Annotated in this window: 19 protein-coding genes; 4 read left to right on the plus strand and 15 right to left on the minus strand. The window is 65.4% G+C overall.

The window, feature by feature from the left end; all coding sequences use genetic code 11:
• The first annotated feature begins 68 nt into the window (after window positions 1-68).
• Complete coding sequence (locus tag DV709_RS16215; RefSeq protein WP_117595481.1) at window positions 69-1,505, plus strand: FAD-dependent oxidoreductase; 1,437 nt, start codon at window positions 69-71, stop codon at window positions 1,503-1,505.
• Window positions 1,506-1,551: 46 nt separating this feature from the next.
• Here DV709_RS16215 and DV709_RS16220 read toward each other — a convergent pair whose 3' ends face one another.
• Window positions 1,552-1,974 carry an arsenate-mycothiol transferase ArsC gene (locus tag DV709_RS16220; protein WP_117595482.1) on the minus strand — a complete coding sequence of 141 codons (423 nt, stop codon included), beginning with the start codon at window positions 1,972-1,974 and terminating at the stop codon, window positions 1,552-1,554.
• A gap of 180 nt (window positions 1,975-2,154) precedes the next feature.
• Between DV709_RS16220 and DV709_RS16225 the strand changes: the two genes are divergently transcribed.
• Window positions 2,155-2,685 carry a SprT-like domain-containing protein gene (locus DV709_RS16225; protein ID WP_157972765.1) on the plus strand — a complete coding sequence of 177 codons (531 nt, stop codon included), beginning with the start codon at window positions 2,155-2,157 and terminating at the stop codon, window positions 2,683-2,685.
• Window positions 2,686-2,775: 90 nt separating this feature from the next.
• On the opposite strand, the gene corA is transcribed toward DV709_RS16225, so the two are convergent.
• The 5 genes from corA to fer all read right to left on the minus strand — a co-directional run bounded on the left by corA (window position 2,776) and on the right by fer (window position 6,482).
• A complete protein-coding gene (corA, locus tag DV709_RS16230) occupies window positions 2,776-3,762 on the minus strand; it encodes a magnesium/cobalt transporter CorA (protein WP_198665758.1) in 987 nt (328 codons plus the stop codon).
• Complete coding sequence (locus DV709_RS18125; RefSeq protein ID WP_198665759.1) at window positions 3,759-3,929, minus strand: hypothetical protein; 171 nt, start codon at window positions 3,927-3,929, stop codon at window positions 3,759-3,761. Before DV709_RS18125 ends, corA begins: the two co-directional genes overlap by 4 nt.
• 115 nt (window positions 3,930-4,044) lie before the next feature.
• Window positions 4,045-4,947 carry an NAD(P)/FAD-dependent oxidoreductase gene (locus tag DV709_RS16235; RefSeq protein ID WP_117595484.1) on the minus strand — a complete coding sequence of 301 codons (903 nt, stop codon included), beginning with the start codon at window positions 4,945-4,947 and terminating at the stop codon, window positions 4,045-4,047.
• 178 nt (window positions 4,948-5,125) lie between these two features.
• Window positions 5,126-5,542: a Rieske (2Fe-2S) protein gene (locus DV709_RS16240; RefSeq protein ID WP_117595485.1), complete on the minus strand. Its 417-nt coding sequence runs from the start codon at window positions 5,540-5,542 to the stop codon at window positions 5,126-5,128.
• A 229-nt stretch (window positions 5,543-5,771) separates the two neighbouring features.
• Window positions 5,772-6,482, minus strand: coding sequence for a ferredoxin Fer (gene fer / locus DV709_RS16245; RefSeq protein WP_117595486.1), 711 nt, complete (start codon window positions 6,480-6,482; stop codon window positions 5,772-5,774).
• 200 nt (window positions 6,483-6,682) lie between these two features.
• Between fer and DV709_RS16250 the strand changes: the two genes are divergently transcribed.
• Window positions 6,683-7,123, plus strand: a complete 441-nt coding sequence (locus DV709_RS16250; protein WP_117595487.1) for a TRAM domain-containing protein — start codon at window positions 6,683-6,685, stop codon at window positions 7,121-7,123.
• 46 nt (window positions 7,124-7,169) lie between these two features.
• Here DV709_RS16250 and DV709_RS16255 read toward each other — a convergent pair whose 3' ends face one another.
• Window positions 7,170-7,412: an HTH domain-containing protein gene (locus DV709_RS16255; RefSeq protein ID WP_117595488.1), complete on the minus strand. Its 243-nt coding sequence runs from the start codon at window positions 7,410-7,412 to the stop codon at window positions 7,170-7,172.
• 303 nt (window positions 7,413-7,715) lie between these two features.
• Here DV709_RS16255 and DV709_RS16260 point away from each other — a divergent pair, with 303 nt between their 5' ends.
• Window positions 7,716-9,206 carry an aldehyde dehydrogenase family protein gene (locus DV709_RS16260; protein ID WP_117595489.1) on the plus strand — a complete coding sequence of 497 codons (1,491 nt, stop codon included), beginning with the start codon at window positions 7,716-7,718 and terminating at the stop codon, window positions 9,204-9,206.
• A 24-nt stretch (window positions 9,207-9,230) separates the two neighbouring features.
• On the opposite strand, the gene DV709_RS16265 is transcribed toward DV709_RS16260, so the two are convergent.
• The 8 genes from DV709_RS16265 to DV709_RS16300 form a co-directional block, all read right to left on the minus strand.
• The gene (locus tag DV709_RS16265) at window positions 9,231-10,103 is read right to left on the minus strand and encodes a TraB domain-containing protein (protein WP_117595490.1); all 873 of its coding nucleotides are present in this window, start codon (window positions 10,101-10,103) and stop codon (window positions 9,231-9,233) included.
• A 581-nt stretch (window positions 10,104-10,684) separates the two neighbouring features.
• Entirely contained in the window at window positions 10,685-11,548 is an 864-nt protein-coding gene (gene thiD, locus DV709_RS16270; protein WP_117595491.1) for a bifunctional hydroxymethylpyrimidine kinase/phosphomethylpyrimidine kinase, read from the minus strand.
• On the minus strand, window positions 11,545-12,273 hold the full coding sequence (locus DV709_RS16275; protein WP_117595492.1) for an SDR family NAD(P)-dependent oxidoreductase: 729 nt from the start codon (window positions 12,271-12,273) through the stop codon (window positions 11,545-11,547). Before DV709_RS16275 ends, thiD begins: the two co-directional genes overlap by 4 nt.
• Complete coding sequence (gene thiM, locus DV709_RS16280; protein ID WP_117595493.1) at window positions 12,273-13,103, minus strand: hydroxyethylthiazole kinase; 831 nt, start codon at window positions 13,101-13,103, stop codon at window positions 12,273-12,275. The genes DV709_RS16275 and thiM overlap by 1 nt, the downstream gene beginning before the upstream one ends.
• Window positions 13,100-13,744 carry a thiamine phosphate synthase gene (thiE, locus tag DV709_RS16285; RefSeq protein ID WP_117595494.1) on the minus strand — a complete coding sequence of 215 codons (645 nt, stop codon included), beginning with the start codon at window positions 13,742-13,744 and terminating at the stop codon, window positions 13,100-13,102. The genes thiM and thiE overlap by 4 nt, the downstream gene beginning before the upstream one ends.
• A gap of 142 nt (window positions 13,745-13,886) precedes the next feature.
• On the minus strand, window positions 13,887-14,249 hold the full coding sequence (locus DV709_RS16290; RefSeq protein WP_117595495.1) for a group I truncated hemoglobin: 363 nt from the start codon (window positions 14,247-14,249) through the stop codon (window positions 13,887-13,889).
• 102 nt (window positions 14,250-14,351) lie between these two features.
• Window positions 14,352-14,996, minus strand: a complete 645-nt coding sequence (locus DV709_RS16295; RefSeq protein ID WP_117595496.1) for a helix-turn-helix domain-containing protein — start codon at window positions 14,994-14,996, stop codon at window positions 14,352-14,354.
• Between the two features lie 220 nt (window positions 14,997-15,216).
• The gene (locus tag DV709_RS16300) at window positions 15,217-15,759 is read right to left on the minus strand and encodes a VIT1/CCC1 transporter family protein (RefSeq protein ID WP_117595497.1); all 543 of its coding nucleotides are present in this window, start codon (window positions 15,757-15,759) and stop codon (window positions 15,217-15,219) included.
• Window positions 15,760-15,831: the final 72 nt, after the last annotated feature.

The following is a 15,831-nucleotide window of genomic DNA, read 5'->3' on the forward strand; positions in this document are numbered from 1 at the left end:
TCGGCTGCTGTGCGAACGAATCGCGCGACCGGGATAACTTTCTTTCGAGCGTGTGTGTATCACCTACGATGACCGACCCGTTCGTAGTCGTGGGCGGCGACGCCGCAGGATTGAGCGCAGCGAGCAAACTGAAGCGAGAGGCACCGTCTCGTGACGTCGTCGTCTTCGAGAAGGGCCGGTGGGTCTCCTACGCACACTGCGGAACGCCGTACTTCGTCAAAGGGAGCGTCGAGACCCTGACCGACCTCCTGTCTCTCTCCCCGGAGGAGATCGACGAGCGGGGTATCGACCTCCGCCGAGAAGCCGAGTTGACGGCGATACAGCCGGAAGAGCGCCTCGTGACGGTCGCAGACGCGGACGGCTCGACGTACGAACAGCCGTACCGAGAACTGCTCGTCGCTACCGGCGGTCGTGCCTCCACCGCGCCGATTCCCGGCACCGACGCCGACGGCGTGTTCACGATGCACGGGCTCGACTCCGCGGCTGCGGTCCGCGCGTTTCTCTCCGACCCCGAGACGTTCACCGTGGAGTCGCTCGGCGGCGAGGGGTTCGTCGACGAAGCCACCGTCTCGCGGTACGGGTCGATGGAACCGCCCGAGCGGGTCGCCGTCGTCGGCGGGGGCTACGTCGGCGTCGAGATGGCGGAGGCGTTCTCCGCGTGGGACCTCGACGTTCACCTGTTCCAGCGGGGCGACCGACTCCTCTCCCCGTTCGGCGAGGCGGTCTCCGAGCGCGTCGCGCCGCATCTCGAAGAGAACGGCGTGACGCTGCATCTCGGTGCAGCGGTCGAGAGACTACGCGAATCGGACGGCCGCGTCGCGTCGGTCGTCTGCGCCGACGGAACCGAACTCGACACCGACGCCGCCCTCGTCGGTATCGGCATCCGGCCGAACGTCGAACTGGTCGAGGGGACCGGCGTCGAACTCGGAGCGTCCGGCGCGATAGCGGTCGACGAGTACGGCCGCACCTCGGTCGACGGAGTCTACGCGGCGGGTGATTGCGCGGAGATGCCGCACACGGTCACCGGCGAGTCGGTGTGGGTCCCGCTCGGTCTCACGGCGAACCGAGCGGGGAGAGCTATCGGACAGACGGTAGCCGGCGACCCCACGCCGGTCGGAAGCGTCGCGGGCACCGCCGTGGTCAAGGCGTTCGACCTCGAGTGCGGCCGGGCCGGGTTCGTCGACCCCGAGGCCGCCCGAGATGCTGGTTTCGACCCCGTCTCGGAGACGATAACCGCGGGGTCGCGCTCCGGATACTACCCCGGCAACGCCGAGACGACGGTGACGCTCGTCGCCGACCGCGACAGCGGCCGGCTGCTCGGCGGAAGCATCGTCGGAGCGGACCGCGCGGCCATCAGAATCGACACGGTCGCGACGGCGCTCGAAGGCGGTCTCACCGTCGAAGCGGTCGAACGACTCGACCTCGGGTACGCGCCGCCGTTCAGTCCGGTCTGGGACCCCGTCTTGGTCGCGGCGAAGGTGCTCGACGGGTCGTCGTCCGAGTAGCGGGCGTCGTCTCGTAACCTCCCCGGCGCGAACGCCGAGAAGAACGTCATCCGTCCGGGAAGAACTCGTCGAAGAGGTCGCTCACCCGTGTTTCGATCTCGTCGCGAATCTCGCGGACGCGCTCGACGTCCTGTCCGTGCGGGTCGTCGAGGTCCCAGTCTCGAACGTCGACGGACGCGTCGAGTTCGAGCGTCGAACAGCCCATTGTCGCGACGACGTCGCATTCGTCGAGTTCCTCGTCGGAGACTTCCCTCGGGACGCGTCCAGACAGGTCGACGCCGCGTTCCCGCATGGCTTCGACGACCTCCGGGTGGACCTCGTCTGCCGGCATCGTCCCGCCGGTGAGAATCTCGACGCGGTTTTCGAGGTCACGGCGTTGCCGTTCCCGCTCCGCGAAGGCCGCCGACATCTGACTTCGGCCAGCGTTTTGCACGCACACAAACCCAAACCGTACCGGGGTCTCGCTCATACCGCTGCTTGAACACCCACTGAAGTAACGTTTGCTAAGAATGCTATTGAGAACTCTATCGTATCCGTACTCGGGCACCGACTCGGTGAGCAAACGATTTATCGCCCGAGTCTGAGCTACGAGCGAACTCCGACTCCGAGCGGGCATCGCTCGCGGTCCACGATGTTCGAGTCTCCCGATATGGACGCTATCGACACCGCTTACTACGAGATCGATTCGACGGCATCGGTCCCCGAGTTCCTCGCCGTCTCGAAACTCTACGCCCGCGACGTCGTCGAGCACTACGGACTCACCGCCTCGGTGAGTGACTTGGAGTGGACGGTGAGCAAGCGAGCGAAACGGCGAGCGGGCGCGGTGAGCTACCGCGACGGCGTCCCGGAGTCCGTCTCGTTGACCTGGGAGTTCTTCGAGACGCACGGGTGGGAGGCGACCGCCGAGACGATTCGCCACGAGCTCATCCACGTCCACTTGCTCAACGAACGGGGCGACGGCTCCCACGGCGACCGATTTCGGGAACTCGCGGACGAACTCGACACGCACGTCCACTGCGAGCGGTTCGCCGAGCCGAACTGGTGGATACGCTGCGACGCGTGCGGAACCCAGCTCGTCCGATACCGGCGGTCGAAACTCGTCGACGAGGTCGACTCGTATCGGTGCGGGGCCTGCGGCGGCGAACTCCGAGCGATAGAAAATACGGAACGCGGGCGATAATCACCGCTCGATGCGGGTCCGGTTTCGTCGGCTTTAGGACACGAGCTGCGACTGTAACTGCCGTATCTGCGCGTCTCTGGTCCGCCAGCCTCAGACCCAGCCTTGACGACGGAAGTGGACGAGCATGACGCCGGCGAGAACTCCTATCCCGAGCATCGTCGCCGGGTAGCCGTACCTCCAGTAGAGCTCCGGCATCGCGTACGGGGAACCGGCGAAGTTCATCCCGTAGACGCCGACGACGAACGTCAGCGGGATGAATATCGTCGCCACGACGGTGAGCGTCCGCATCACTTCGTTCGTCGACTGCGAGACGGCGTTGAGATAGATATCTCTGGACCCGCTCGTGAGGTCGCGGTACGTCTCGGTGAGGTCGACCACCTGGACGAGGTGGTCGTGCACGTCTCGAAAGTACTTCTCGTTGCGCTCGGCGACTTCGGGAACGTCGCCTCGGGAGAGCACCGAGAGCGCTTCGCGGGCGGGCCACGTGACTTTCCGGAACGCGAGGAGGTCGCGGCGGACGTCGTTCAACACCTCCAGCATCTGGGGGTCGGGCGTCTCCAGCACGCGCTCTTCGACCGCTTCGATGTCGTCTTCTATCTCGTCGAGCACGTCGTAATACTGCTCGACGATCGCGTCCATGATTCGGTAGGCGAGAAAGTCGGTCCCCCGGTCCGCGAACCGACGACCGTTCTTCGTCCACTGCGTCGCCGATAGGTCGACGACATCGACGTCGGACGTCGACATCGTCACCAGCCACTCCTCGCCGATGAAGAACCCGACGGGTTTGGTTCTGACCTCCTTGTGGAACTGGAAATCGTCGCGCTGGCTGAGTCGGGCAGTCTTCAGCAACACGAACGAGTGAGTGTCGTACTCCGCGACTTTCGGCCGCGTCTGCTCGCGCAAAACGTCATCGACAGCGAGCTGGTGGATACCGAACCTCTCTTTGAGCGACGCTATCTCGCTCGATTCGAAGCCGTCGGCGTGAACCCACGTCTCGCCGGTCGCCGAGAGTGCCGCGTCGATGTCGTCGTAGCGCTCGACGCCCGCCGCCGTGTACACCATCGCGTGCAGGCTCATGGATGCTCGGCCTCGGTCGCCGTCAGCCCCGTTGCGAGAAGCGCGATGCCGGCCATAACCGCGGTGAGAGAGAACGCGCGGCCCGGGTACGTCACGGAGATGCCGACGACGTAGCCGACGACACCGGCGACGGACAGACAGAGGCCGGCGAGTATCTGTCGATTCATACTTATCTCGAAACCACCGAGATAGATGAACGTACGGTGTGAGTGCGCTCGTCGAAGGTCGTCCGACAGTCCGTCTCGCTCCGTTGGGGGCAGACCCGCCGCCGCGCAGAGACGGTCAAGAACTGTCGAGTTCGCGGGCGCGTTCCAAGACGAGGTCGTCGTCGATATAGTCGAGCAGCCGACGCTGACTCCGCTCGTCCCGCGCGTCGATCGCCTCGTCGGAGATGTACGCGTCGAGTCGACGCTCGATCTGGGCGTCGCGCAACTCGGCCCACCGCGACGCATCGACGTCGTGGTCGTCGGGTCGCCGCGCGTCGAGATACCGGCGCCACCGGTCGCGGTCGGCCCACTCGTCGGTGAGTTCGGCGTCCCGTCGGACCCAGTCGTACGTCGTTGCGATGTCGTCGAAGTAGCCCCGCTCACGTCGGACGTCCTCGATTAGCGTCAGCGCGACGCGGGCCCCGCGACCGGCGGCGATGATCGCCTGTCGGTCCGACTCGTCGGACGGAGAGGCGACGTACAGACCCGCTACGGGCGTGGTCCCGTCTCCCCCGGCGTACGAGCGGTCGAACTCCTCGTGCGTCTCGCCGTCGTACTCGCTCTCGGTGAACATCGCGTCGTCGTCGTCGAGCGGTCGAAGGTACGACCCGTCGTACCGTGTGGCCGCGATAACCCGTCTCGCGGTGACGGCGTCACCTTCCTGTGGGTCGACGACGAACCCCTCGCCGTCGTCTCTCCGAGTTACGGATTCGACGAGGTCAGAGACGAGCGTACACCGGGCTTCTTCGACGTGGTCGTGCATCAGTTCGTACATCCGCCGGATGCCGATTCCCGCCGGGAAGCCGAGGTAGTTTTCGAGGTGGGCGCATCGCTGCAACGAGGACCGACCGCGGTCGAAAACAAGCGTGTCGAGGCCGTACCGGCCGGTGAAGAGGCTCGCCGAACAGCCCGCCGGGCCCCCACCGACGACGGCGACGTCGTACTCGCTGTCGTGTTCGTCGACACCGATGCGACTCATCTCCGAACCCCCTCGGTGAGACGCTCGTCTCGTTCCATAGTTTTTAGGCTTCCCTAAAACAAATAGGTGTTACGACTCGCGGTCCTCGTCGCTCTTCGGTTCGCGCCACGATTTGGCGGATTCCGACGCTGTCGGTTTCGCCGAGTTCGCCGAGTTCGCCGTTCGACGCGGTCGACGTTCAGAATCCGATGTGAGACGTCGAATCGGGGCCGTCGTCGTCGTCGGTACCGCCCTCGTGCAGGTAGGTGTAGTTGTCGTCGGTGAGAAACACGGTGTCGTTTTCGACGGCGATTTCGATATCCGGTAGCGTCGTCCCCGCCGCCTCGCCGTTGTCGCAGTCGCCCGAACAGGCGTCGAACATCGACCCGTGCTTCGGACAGATTATCTCGCCGTCGCGCATAGCCGCACCCGACCCACGGTCGAGTCGCTGGTTCTCGTGCGTACAGTTGTTTATCCACGCTTCGACGCCGGGGTCTCTCTCGCAGCGGACGAGAATCACTTCGCGTTCGTTGGTAAAGGCGTCCTCGGCGGTGAACAGGTACGACCCCACCTCGGGGACGTCTTCGACGCTCGCGATTCGCGTTCCGTCGACCATCGGTTTCACGTACTCGCCAGGCACGCAAATAGGCACCGAGCGTCGACACGAAACTCGTACTCGACTCTGTACCCCATCGCGGACGAGTCACAACGCTCCGGTCGATCCGACACCCGATGGGTCGGTCGTCGAACTCGTCGGTAGCGAGGAGACCAGTTCCACCGCCGTCGTCGGGTACGCTGTCGCCACCCTCGTCGACGAGGGTCGAACGTCGACGCCGACGGGAAACTCAGTCGTTCAACTGCGCGTTGTCGAACGGGTCCGACGGCAGACGGAGTTCGTCGAGTCCGGGGAGGTTCTTCACGTTGTACACGACTTTCATCTCGTCGGTGACGGGTGCGCTGATGCAGGAGAGTTGGATGCCGCTGTCGGTCATCGACGACGGGAGGATGTGGTTCGACGGCATCTCGACGGCCCCGTCGACGACGGCGATGGCGCAGTTCGCACACGCGCCCCCGCGACAGGAGTACGGCCAGGAGAAGCCGCGGCTCTCGGCGGCTTCGAGGATGTTCTCCCTCGGTTGCGCGAAGAACCGACCGTAATCGTCGGGCGCGAGGTCGGCCTCAGAGGCCTTCTCGAACAGGTCGTCGTCGTCGATCTGCCACCCGTGGTCGGCGAGCACCTCGTAGTTGAGAAACTCGATTTTCGACCCCGACTCTTCGGGTTCTGCCGCTTCAGGACCGGGGGGCGAGGGGTCCTCCGGGGGCTCCGCCTCGGAAGCGGTTTCGCGCTCGCCGGAGTCGTCCGCCGACGCGACTTCGAGTTCGGCGTCGGTGTTGCCCGCCATCACCTGCCGATAGGCGGTGTACACCAACTGGAACTCCCTCGCGGAGCCGCCGTGGTCGGGATGAGCCTCCTTCACCCGGCGCCGGTACGCACGCTCGATTTCTTCGTCGTCCGCGTCCGGGTCGACCGCTAAAACATCGAACGGGGATGCCACGGCTACCGCTAGGGAACGGCGAGTATAAAGGCCCTCGCCCGGCAGCAAGACGGCACGCCGCCGCGTCGTCTGTCGTATTCCGACACGTTCGAGCGCGAACGGGACCGACGCGGGGCCGACCGTACTGTGGCGTTGGCGCTAATCTGTACAATCAGTATATTAACAATGGTGGTGCTCGTACGGGAAGAAGCGAGCAAAAAATGGACGTCTCTGGAGATTTATTGTGTCTGTACACTGCGACGGTGGAAGAACAGGACGGTTCGTACGTGGTCGAACTTCCCGAACAGGAGGTAGAACTGGGCGAGTTGGCCGCCGGTGAGACGTATCGACTGGCAGTTCTCGATACGAACGCCGACAGCGAACACGCCGGGAACCGAGACACCGCCGAGTCGTCGAGTCACGCCGGCAGTCGGCCCGACGCGCAGCAGCCACCGTCGCCGCCGGTCGAAGTCGGCGAGCAGCGAACGGTCGACATCGAAGGGCTCGGCGAGCAGGGCGACGGTATCGCCCGCGTCGAGCGCGGATACGTCGTCATCGTTCCCGATACCGAAGTGAACGAACGGGTAACCGTCGAAATCGAGAAAGTGACCGAGAACGTCGGTTTCGCGACCGTCGTCGAGCGCGAAGCGTACTACCAGTAATCGGTAGTTCGACGCCCGGTCGCTTCAGTTCGAATCCACCGTCGAGTCAGTTAGTGCTCTGTAGCGAGTACACCCGCTTTCGCGCGTCTTCGAGGCAAATCTCTTTGTTCACCAACTCCGCCGACTCCAGTCGGTCCAGGGCGTTTCGGACCGTCCGCGAGGACAGTTCCGTCCGGTCTATGAGTTCGGTCTGCGTGAGCGGGGACTCCCGCTGCAGCACCATGTGAACTAACTTTGCGCTGGCCGTCAGGTCACCGAATTCGTCCGCGTTTCGTGTCGATTGTGCCATAGGTGGGGTGGGGTTCGCGTCTTATCCGCTGCGTCGTGGTGTGAGCGAGTCGCTGGGAGCGCGGTTCGGGGAAAATGTAAACGGGCGACCGGTTCGTCGACCGCCGGTCTTCGCCGACTGAGTGCCGTACTCGCTCGGTGCCAGTCACGGGGAGTCGTACGTCGTCGGAGTATATAGTGATTCGACAACGGAGACGTTACCCGGTGACATCGTTGTCACCGCCTCGTGTGGTTAGGTCTGTCGCTACGCGAACATCTCGCTGCTTGCTCGGGCGACTTATCCGTCAGGGACGTACGGAGAGATATGGTCACCGAGATATCGACGGCGGCTGACTGGAACGCAGTTTACATCGACGGCGACTGGGTCGACTCCGACAGCGGCGAGAGTATCGGCGTCGAGGACCCATCCACCCGCGAGACCGTGTGGGAGGTGCCCGCGGGCGTCGAAGCCGACGTGAACGCCGCCTACGAGGCCGCGGCCGAAGCCCAGGCGGAGTGGGCCGACCAGCCGCCGGCGCGACGTCGACAGGTCGTCCAGAAGGTGCTCGGCGTTCTCGACGAACACGAGGAGGAAATCGTCGAACTGCTCGCCACCGAGGCCGGCGGGACCGAGATCATGGGCCGGACGTCGCTGCAGATAACCCGCGACCACGTGAGCGAGGCGGCGACGCTCCCCAACCGGATGAAGGGCCAGCACGCCGACTCCAACATTCCGGGCAAGGAGAACATCGTCCAGCGAAATCCCAAAGGCGTCGTGACCGCCATCTCGCCGTGGAACTTCCCGCTGAACCTCTCGATTCGAGCGGTCGCACCCGCCATCGCCACCGGTAACGCCGTGGTGCTGAAACCGGCGACGAACACACCGGTCACCGGGGGGCTTCTCATCGCCAAACTGTTCGAGGAGGCGGGACTTCCCGAAGGCGTCCTGAACGTCGTCACCGGACGCGGTTCGGACATCGGCGACCGCGTGGCCGGACACCCCGAGAGCGGCGTGGTCGCGTTCACCGGGTCGACCGCGGTCGGCCGACAGGTCGCCGCCACCGCCGCGGAGAACCTCGCCATCCAGGCGATGGAACTCGGCGGCAACAACGCCCACGTCGTCACCGCCGACGCCGACCTCGACGCCGCCGTCGACAGCGCGGTGTTCGGCAGTTTCGTCCACCAGGGACAGGTCTGTATCTCCATCAACCGCCACGTCGTCCACGAGGACGTGTACGACGAGTACGTCGAACGGCTCACCGAACGCGCCGAGGAACTCGCGGCGGGCAGCGCGCACGACGCCGAGACGGTCGTCGGTCCCATCATCGACGAGTCCCAGCGCGAGGAGATGCTCGGCTACGTCGAGGAGACGGTCGAGGCGGGAGCGACGCTCGAAACCGGCGGCGAGACGGTCGACGTCGACGGGACGGACGACTCGCTGGTCGTCGCACCGACGGTGCTATCGGACGTGACCAACGACATGGCCGCCGCCTGCAACGAGCACTTCGGTCCCATCGCACCGGTCATCTCCGTCTCGGACGTGGACGAAGCGGTCGAGGTCGCCAACGACACCGAACACGGCCTCTCGGGGTCGGTCCACGCCGGCGACGTCGGCACCGCCATGGACGTCGCCGACCGGATGGAGACCGGCCACGTCCACATCAACGACCAACCGATCAACGACGAGGCGCACGTCCCCTTCAGCGGTACCGCGGCGTCCGGGATGGGCGGCTACAACAGCGACACCATCCTCCACGAGGTGACCGAGACGAAGTGGGTCTCGATTCAGCGCGAGGAGCGAGAGTACCCGTTCTGAGCCGGACCGGACCCGAAATCGCGTCTACTCTCGGTCGTCGTCTTCGGGGTACCGCAAACTGACGAACGGTGGCTTCTCGGCCTCGTCGGCGAACGTTCCGTCTTCGAGATGACGACGGATTCCCTCGACGTGCGCCTTCCCGACGACGGCTACCACGTCGTCGCCCTGCTGCCGCAGGTACTCCAGACGGCGGGCCATGTACGCGTCCCGGTCCCGAATCATCACGCGGACGAGTCCGGGAGCGAGACGTTCGAGCGCGTGTTGGAACGATGCCGCCTGTTCCGGCGAGAGTCGTTCCATGACGGCCGCCTTCGCGGCCGGGCTGTCGGCGGTCAGCGTGCCGTACCAGAAGTGAAGCCCGAGCAGTTGCGCTAAGCCCGTAACCGGTCGGGCGGTGTCGGCTACGAGGTCGGAAGCCAACTCGCTCCACTCGCCTTTTACAGCTTGATCCGCTCGACGCCTCGTCGACGCGTAGGTGTCGTCTGCGCCGGAGCGTACCACCGCCGCGAGTTCGTCGAGCGTCTCTTCGATAGGCCGGTCGATAGCGGCGGTTCGTCGACCCGACGACTCGGCCGCGTCGATCGCCGCGAACATGTCGCGGTCGTCCCTGTCGACGCCGGTGTCGTCGTGGTACGACTGCTGGGAGAGCTTGAACAGCACGTTGAGCGCAAACCCCGACCGCGAGAGCGAACGGTAGCTCTCGGCGAGGTTGCGGAGCTTCTGTCTCGCTGTGTTCGGCGCGTACAGATGGCGCAGCCGCATCGAACAGAGTTCGACGGTGACGACGTCGGGGTCGCGTCGTTCGATCGCCCGGCGGACGTTCTCGCCGCTCTCTTCGGTGACGTGAACCGTCCCGACGAGTGCTACCGTTCCGGTGTCGCCGTTCGCGTGGACCATTCTCTCTCCTCGTTAGGGGTCTCGATTCAAGAGCATTCGCATCACCAGACACCGACACATCGACGAGGACGACGAAGTCGCCAGGAGGCGGTACCGAACCGGGAGTACCGTCGAAAGTCGGGGGCGGGAGCCGCGACGCTGGGCGGAATTCCGAGAACTGCACTCGAGGACGTGGCGGACGCTACGAGAGCACGTCGGTCGGTGAGAAGTGTGGGAACCCTCGCAACGCGGGTGGTGTGTCAGTGAGAGAGTGCGTATCGAGGGTACGTTCCCAACACCACAGAATTAGGCATCCGATACTAATCTCTTTCGAAGTGTTTCATTCGGCAGTTCGAGCCGTATCGCCGTCGAAATCGGGTAAACAGCGGGGCGACGTGACCGCGGACGTCGCCCCTGCAGACGGGCGAGAGCCGGTCCCCCACCGGCTCGGTTGTCGGTGCGACAGACGACGGCTCCCGCCCCGGCCGTCCCCGCCGCTCACCAGAGGCGACACCGACAACCACGTCGGCGTACCACCGACAACGGTTTAGAGATTATCAACTGTTAGACTTTGCGAACGATGCCGTCCGACCGCGAACGACTCAGCGGAGCGCTCCGTCCCAGCGGGTCGAACCGGCGAGGTGGTCGACGCTTCCCGGGCCTCTCCCGACGTCGGCGGGGTGAGTAATCGTCGCGTGGGTGAACTCGATGCCTCGTTCGACGGCCGTCGACAACTCGTCTCCGTGCGCGAGTCGAGACGCGATAGCGCTCGATAGCGTACAGCCGGACCCGTGCGTTCGCTCGGTCTGTACGCGCGGGTTCGTGAACTCAACGACTCGCTCGCGTGTGACGAGCGTGTCCCTGACGGCGTTCGCGCCAGTGTCGACGTGTCCACCCTTGAACAGGACCGCATCTGCACCCCAGCCGAAAAGCGTCTCGGCGGCCTCCGCTCTCGACCGCTCGTCGTCCGGGTACGCGCCGGTGAGGCGTTCTACTTCGTCGGCGTTCGGCGTGAGAAGTGTCGCTCGCTCGAACAGACGGGTGTACGCGTCGACGGCGTCGTCTTCGAGCAGTGGGTCTCCCGAGGTGGCGACCATCACCGGGTCCAGAACGACCGGACCGTCGTACGCGCGAAGGCAGTCGTCGACGACCTCCACCGCCGAGGCCGCCGCGAGCATCCCGAGTTTGATCGCTCCGACGTCGAAGTCGCCGACAACCGCGTCGAACTGGGCACGAATCTCCTCGTCGGGCAGGACGTACGTCGAGTCGACGCCGCGGGTGTGCTGTGCGGTGACCGCGACGACGACGGACCCGCCGTACGCGCCCAGTCGGGTCATCGTCTTCAAGTCCGCCTGTATCCCCGCACCGCCGCCGGAGTCGCTGGAGGCGACCGTCAACGCGTACGGTCGCTTCGTCGGCAACTCCGGGATGAAGTCCGACGACTGAGACGACTCCGGCGAGGTCATCGGAACTGCATCCCCCCGTTGACGTCGAGAATCTCCCCTTGGACGAACGAGCTGTCGAGGAGATACCGAGCGGCGCGCGCGATTTCCTCCGGCGAACACGCGTAGTCGGGGTGGTGAGTGTCGAGATTCTCGTGGCCCGAGAAGTCGGTCGACTCGAGGTAGTCGACGATGGCGTCGTTCATCGACGTGTCCACCGGACCGGGAGCGATAGCGTTCACGCGAACGCCGTCGGGGCCGAGTTCTCGCGCCAGGGCGCGAACGAGTCCGTGGAGTCCCGATTTGCTCGCCGCGTAGCTCGTGTCGACGGTCCCGGCGGTGCCGCCGATACTGGAGAGAAAGACGAGCGACCCCGCAGAGTCGCGTAGGTGCGGAACCGCCGCCCGGGCGACGCGGTACGACCCGACGAGGTTCGTCTCGACGACACGGGACCACTGCGCCTCCGTCGAGTCCCGTATCGTCGCCGGGTCGACGACACCGACGGTGTGGACGACGGCGTCGATACCGTCGAGTCGGTCGGTCGCTGCGTCGAAGAACGACATGACCGAGTCGGTGTCGGTGACGTCCATGTGGAACGCACTGCGCTCGGTGCGTTCCGGCGCAGCGTCCACGAGGGCATCGGCACCCTCACCGTCGGTCAGATAGGAGAACACGACGCCGTCCTCCACGAGTGCCTCGACGACAGCGGTTCCGATACCGCCGGTACCGCCCGTGACCACCACGCCCATCAGGACCTCACCTCCCGAACGCGGCCGCTCAGGTCGAACTCGTCGTCGTTCGCCATACCGGCGACCGCATCGAGGAACGCGATTTTGTAGCTCGCCGGTCCTTCGTACTCGCCGTACTCCCCCGCGGCCGCCCGCTCGCCCGCGAGACCGTACGCCGCGGTTCCGACGAGCGCCGCTCGAAGCGGGTCCGCCGTCGCGGCGGCGAACACCGCGAGCGTCGCACCGAGCATGCACCCGGTGCCGACGACGGTTCCCATCATCGGGTCCCCGACGTCGACTTCGTACGCCGTCTCCGCGTCGGCGACGATGTCCGTCTCGCCCGAGGCGACGACGACCGCGTCGGTACGCCGGGCGCACGCGATCGCCGTCTCCGCGATGTCGGCGTACTCGCCGACCGACTCGACGCCCCTCACCTCCGCATCCTCACCGGTGAGTGCGGTGATTTCGGCGCGGTTGCCGTTGACGACCGCGACGTCGAGTTCGGTGACGAGACGGTCGGCGACCGCCGAGCGGGTCGGCGTCGCACCGACGCCGACGGGGTCGACGACGACCGGAACGCCCTCGTCGTTGGCGGCGCGACCGGCGGTCAGCATCGCCGTCTCGCCGCGTTCGCTGACGGTTCCCATGTTCAACAGACAGCCGTCGGCGCCCGCAACCATATCGGCGACCTCCCGCGTGTCGTCGGACATGACCGGCAGGCCGCCCCAGTGGAGCGTGGCGTTCGCCACGTCGTTCACCGTGACCTCGTTCGTCAACGCGTTGACGAGCGGTGCGTCCGCTTCGACGGCCGAGAGCGTCCCGACCACGTCGAGACGAGGACCGTCGGTCATCGTTTCCGCCTCCCGGCCTCGACGGCCGAAGCGAGTCGGCGCGTCGCCGTCTCCGGGTCGGACGCACTCGTTATCTCGGAGACGACCGCGACCCCGTCGGCACCGGCCTCGACGACATCTCCGGCATTCTCCGCCGTGATGCCGCCGATTCCGACGATAGGGACTTCGACGGCGTCCGCGACGGCCGCGACGGTCTCGACGCCGACGTTCGACTCGTCCTCGGGGACGTCTTTCGAGGACGTGGGGAACACGGCACCGACGCCCAGATAATCCGCCCCCGCTTCGGCCGCTCGCCGCGCGGCCGCGACGGTCGACACCGACCGGCCGACGAGCGCGTTCTCGCCGAGCTGTGCCCGCGCGGCCGAGACGGGGAGGTCGTCGTCGCCGAGGTGGACGCCGTCGGCGTCGACGGCGACGGCGATGTCGACGCGGTCGTTGACGACGAACGGGACTCCCGCCTCGGTCGTCAGTTCGCGCAACACCCGCGCGAGGCGGTACCGTTCTCGCGCGCTGGCGTGTTTCTCCCGCAGTTGGACGACGTCGACGCCGCCCTCGATGGCTTCGCGGACTACCGTCTCGCTGGACCGTCCCGCAGAGAGGTCCGCCTGCGTGACAAGATACGTGTTCACCGGTTTATTCATTGGTAGTATTCCTCGGTAATTCGCGGGTCGACAAAATCCTTGCTATCCAGTGTCGAGAGTATCGACGGAGCAGGCGGCTACTGCAGGCTGGCGCTACCGAAAAAGGAGGGGACGAACGTCGTTCTCGGGGGGTAGGCGGTCGTCAGGGCCGTCCGAGTATCGGGTCTTTGAGGGCGACGACTTCGCTCATGATACCGTCGATATCGTCGTCACTGACGCCGTTTTCGCGCAGCGCGCGTTCGAGGTGAGCGCCGACGGCGTCGAAATCCGCTTCGTCGATATCGAGGTGGGCGTGCGCTTCGCGCATGTTGCCGCCGGTGTACTCGACCGGGCCGCCGGCGACCGAACTGATGAACTGGACTTGGTGGGCACGGAGCTGTTCCATCTCCATTCCCTCGAAGTATTCGACGAGCCGTTCGTCGGCGAGAACGCGGTCGTAGAAGTCGTCGACGACGTCTTCGACGGCGTCTTTACCGCCGATCCTTCGGTACATTGATTGAGACATCGAGCGGTTACCGCTTCGTTCGACGGACGGATAGGGATTCCTGCTAAGACACACGGGTTTTTATCAATGGCTGTGATGCGTTCACACAGCACGCGTCGCGTCTCAGTGAGCGGCCAGCAACTGGTCGAGAAGTTTCTCCTGGGTGACGGCGAGATGCTCGCTGAACGTCGCCACCGAGATTCCCAGTTCCGCCGCGACCGTCGCCGAGTCCGCTCGTTTGGGGCGGGCGAAGTACCCCATCTCGTGGGCCGTTCGCAGCACTTCGTACTGCCGGTCGGTGAACGCCTGGCGGTTCACGAACAGGAGTCGTCGCCGAGCGCTCGACGTCGACTGCGTCAGTCGTTGAACGCGAACCGTGTCACAGCAGGACTGAAGGTCGGCGACGATGGACTGGAGAGTCTGCACGTCGGGGGCGATAAACGACAGGGAGAGCGACCCCGAGTCGGCGCGAACCTCACGAACGGGACAGTCGTGGTCGGGGAGGCGACCGCAGGGGCAGTCACCCGCCGGGTTCTCGAACCGATACACCGACCGTGTCTCGTCGGCGAACACCCGCTCTACGCTCTCGGGCGTCTCCTCCTCGGCGGCGGTTTCGCCGACGGTGACGTCCCCCACGACAGCCCCACCCCGGAGCTCCGAGCGTCGGTCGACGGTGACGGATTCGATTTCGAGCGTCTCGCTCATAGACGCGGCGGGACACCCTTCGACGCCGTTCACTACGACTTGTGCGTGGATTCCGCCGTCCATAGCTCGAAGCAGGGTCTGCTCGGTATAAATCGGGCGTGAAACGCCGCGTCTCTGTAGTCTCGTCGACACGACGGCTCCGAAACTTCGGTCGATGGACGACTGCTGGAAGTCTACAGCTCTTTCGAGGGCCGGAAAGTGGAGCGTCGGAGGAGGGTGAGTCGGTGGAAGGCGAGTCGGTGGAAGGCGAGTCGACTGTGGCGGCTATCGTCGATACCGGGCGTCAGGCGAACCCGCTCAACAGCGCGCCGACGACGTACGCAACCGTCGCAGCAGCCATCCCGACGAGAAACATCTCGGCTCCGTTGACGTACCACCGACGGTTCGTCACGAGACTGCGACTCGCGCCGACGCCGAAGAACGCGATTCCGGTGACGACGACGGAGGACGGAAACAGCGGGTCGACGCCGAACAGGTACGGGATGAGCGGCATCCACCCCGCGGCGACGAAGGCGAGAAACGTGACGAACGCGGTGTTTGCCGGCGATTTGTCGGGGTCGGCGTCGGTGGGAACACCGTCGTCGACGGTCGCTCGGTAGTCCATCTCCGAGCGTCGACTCAGGTAGTTGCTCATCCCCATCGAGAACCCGTCGGCGAGGAGGTTTGCGACGCCGAGAATTACCACGATAGAGGGTTTCAACGCCGCCCCGGCGACGCCGGCGACGACGGCGAACGTCGTGACGATGCCGTCGTTCGCGCCGTAGATTACCTCCGCGAGATACCGACCGGAGGACCGAACGTCGTCCCCGAGGAGCCGCTCTATCATCGATAGGCGGGTGTTCGAGACGCGTCGATACAAAACTACCCCAGCGACGACTCTCCGTCCGTTCCGCGTCGC

This window comes from Haloprofundus halophilus (genome assembly GCF_003439925.1).
Taxonomy (GTDB): domain Archaea; phylum Halobacteriota; class Halobacteria; order Halobacteriales; family Haloferacaceae; genus Haloprofundus; species Haloprofundus halophilus.